This window comes from Pseudomonadota bacterium (genome assembly GCA_018823135.1).
GTDB lineage: Bacteria > Desulfobacterota > Desulfobulbia > Desulfobulbales > CALZHT01 > JAHJJF01.
On record JAHJJF010000121.1, the window covers coordinates 1 to 2,881 of the forward strand.

The 2,881-nt window shown below is 46.8% G+C and carries 2 protein-coding genes and 1 riboswitch; of the genes, one reads left to right on the forward strand and one right to left on the reverse strand.

Annotated features, from left to right (window positions below; genetic code table 11):
• A partial coding sequence (locus KKE17_12710; protein ID MBU1710857.1) for a cadherin-like domain-containing protein occupies positions 1 to 974 on the reverse strand: 974 nt, incomplete at its 3' end.
• 64 nt (positions 975 to 1,038) lie between these two features.
• Positions 1,039 to 1,128: riboswitch (cyclic di-GMP riboswitch) on the reverse strand.
• 353 nt (positions 1,129 to 1,481) lie between these two features.
• Between KKE17_12710 and KKE17_12715 the strand changes: the two genes are divergently transcribed.
• On the forward strand, positions 1,482 to 2,881 hold a 1,400-nt coding region (locus KKE17_12715), incomplete at its 3' end, for a sigma 54-interacting transcriptional regulator (protein ID MBU1710858.1).

The following is a 2,881-nucleotide window of genomic DNA, read 5'->3' on the forward strand; positions in this document are numbered from 1 at the left end:
GCATCAAAAGCCACGAGGTTATTTACGCCATCTGCTTGAATTTCAGCCTGCGGCGCTTTGTTTGCGGTAATAGGTTCTGAATGAGCGCTTTCGTTATTAGTTATATCATATGCGGTAATGGTGAAAGTCTGAGGGCCGCTTTCGACAAAAGTAAAATTACAGAAAAGGATTCGGGTTTCTGAGATTTCAGTGTTGCAGACTTCGTTTTGGTTTGAATCGTAAACCCTGAATCCGGCAATTCCCGGAATGTTGTTATCATATTCCCAGCTCACTGTTAATAAATTCAGATATTCGGATGCGCTTGTTTTGGAAAAAATAACGTCAACATTGTTTACAACAACTGTAACCAGCGAAATATTGGAATCCAGGCCTCCGTCATTTGCCTTATAGGTAAAAGAATCCGTGCCGACAAAGTTTGAGGCAGGGGTATAAATGAAAGAACCGTCGGTATTTAATGTTAATGTGCCGTTTGCCGGGCCTGTCACCAGGAGGGCGGTGAGAGCGGAACTCTCAATATCCGTATCATTTCCTAAAACACCAGGAGCGTAAACGGTAAGAGTTGTGTTTTCGTCCATACTGTTAATGTCTACAGAAGAAACAGGAGGATTATTTGCTGGGGCCGGCGGTTCATTAACCGGTTGCTGCGGTTCTTCCGGAGGTGTTTCTTCGATGACCGGGATGGGTTGTTCGGTTTCAACTGTTTCCGGAGTTGAAGCGGTGGTGATGTCAGGAGATTGCGGAGGAGTGTCGGATCCGCCCGAACCGCAGGCGGTAAGCAGTACAGTGATCAATAGGGTCAGAAGAAGCAGCAGGATTCTGTTTCTTGTTATTTCCTGGGCGCGCGGATCGTCATTCCAGGGCATTGGAGTCCTGATGGTGGTCAGCGTCAGACTCAGGAGAAGAATAAGGAAAGAGGATGAGAGAAGCAGGAAGATGTTAAGAAGTGTGTATGAATCAAAACCTAAATGTAACATGATCTGAGCCCTCCGAAGCCGAAACCGCGTGGGCCTTTCAGTCTCTTTGGGCTGAGTAGATCCACTCGGCAATCCCGCTGCCGTATCCGCATTTGGCGAACTTAGGCCGGTGATTTTGCGTCCCGCCTTTTCAGGCGGTTTGCCGTTAACGAGTTTTTTCCTCTGATATTTGATATTAGCAACTTGTGTGCCAATGGGTCTGGTTACGGGGAAAGCGTGGTTCTTCTTGGTTTTATTGATCAGGGGCAGCGAGCTGAGTTCTTAGCGCCTCAAGGGGAAGAAGTGTCCTGTGGGTGAATTCCCCGAGGTCCGGAGTTTTTTTTATGCCTCGGAAACCCCGGACAAGTATTGAAATCCTGGCTTATTTAGTGGAAAAGAATCATGATTTCCTTGAGGATAAAAAATAATATGTAAACTTTGTTTCCGTTCCTTGTTGACTCAATACTTGCTAATGTACATAATGGGAGTGAAACATTACTACGTTGATATATTGTGAATGAGGGTTACATGATGGAAAAGCGAAAAGACGAGCAGTCGCAGGTTTCTCGTAAAAGGCTTGCAGAATTAAGGGTGCGCCTTGAGCAGGTGGCCACCGCCTGGACCGTGGATAATTATGAGTCGCTGGTTGAATTTTTTGTTCTTATCCTGCCCAGGATTATGGGGGCGGAGAGATGCACGATCTTCATAATAGAAATGGGTACGGATAAAATTTACTCCAAATACGGTACAGGGCTTAAGGGAAAACAAATTGAACCGCCTAGGAAAGGAAGTATTGCCGGGCAGGTCATTGAAACGGGCAAACCGGAAATCAATAATCAGCTCAATAAGCGAACGGGGTATCACAAGCAGGTAGACGCAGGAACAGGGTTTGTTACGAAAAATTCCGTTTGCGTACCCATAAAAAGTCTTACAGGCCATGGAGTTACCGGGGCTGTGCAGGTGCTGAACAGATTGAGCGGCGATTTCAATGATGATGATGCCGCCTTGTTGAGTGAGGTGGCGAGCTACCTCTCCATGTCCATTGAAAATATTATTGTCAATCAGGAGATTCTCAGGGTTTCAGGACAGATTAACCGGGAGGTTGAGCGCTTTGACAAGGGCTATTTTCTGGATTCCCGGTTCATTGCGGAAAGTCCGGTAATGCTGAAGGTGTTGGAATTGGTCCGGGTAGTATGTGCATCGCCAGTCAATGTTTTATTGCAGGGAGAAAACGGCACAGGAAAAGAACTCATTGCCAGGATGATTCATAACGGCAGCAATCGCCGGGAGAATTCCTTTGTTGCGGTAAACTGCGCAGCTATTCCGGAAAATTTAATGGAAAGCGAGTTTTTCGGCTACGAAAAGGGTGCATTCACCGGCGCAGACCACCGCAAAAAGGGCCTCTTTGAGGCGGCTGAAGGTGGCACTCTTTTTCTTGATGAAATAGCTGACATGCCCATTGCCATGCAACCGAAGTTTTTACGTGCCATACAAGAGAAAGAGGGGGCCCGTCTGGGCAGCACCAAAACCATGAAATACGATTTCAGGGTAATAAGTGCGACAAACAAGAAGCTCCAGAATGAAGTGGCCGAAGGCAGATTCCGTGAAGACCTGTTTTTCAGATTGTTTTCTGTTGAGATAGTTGTTCCGCCGTTGCGTGAGAGAAAGGATGACCTTCTGGCTCTGGCTTTGTTTTTTGTAGAAGATACCGCCAAGCGGTTTGATAAATCAGTGGGAAGCCTGACTTCGGAAGTATCAGTATTATTTGAAAAATATTCCTGGCCCGGGAATATCCGGCAATTGCAAAGGGAAATAGAGCGACTGGTTGCCCTTACACCTGAGGGAAAACCGATCACGGTTGAACGCTGTTCTGATGAAGTTAAGGGGGCGAGTCCGCAACTACAGAGCGAAAAGGAGACGTCCGGGAC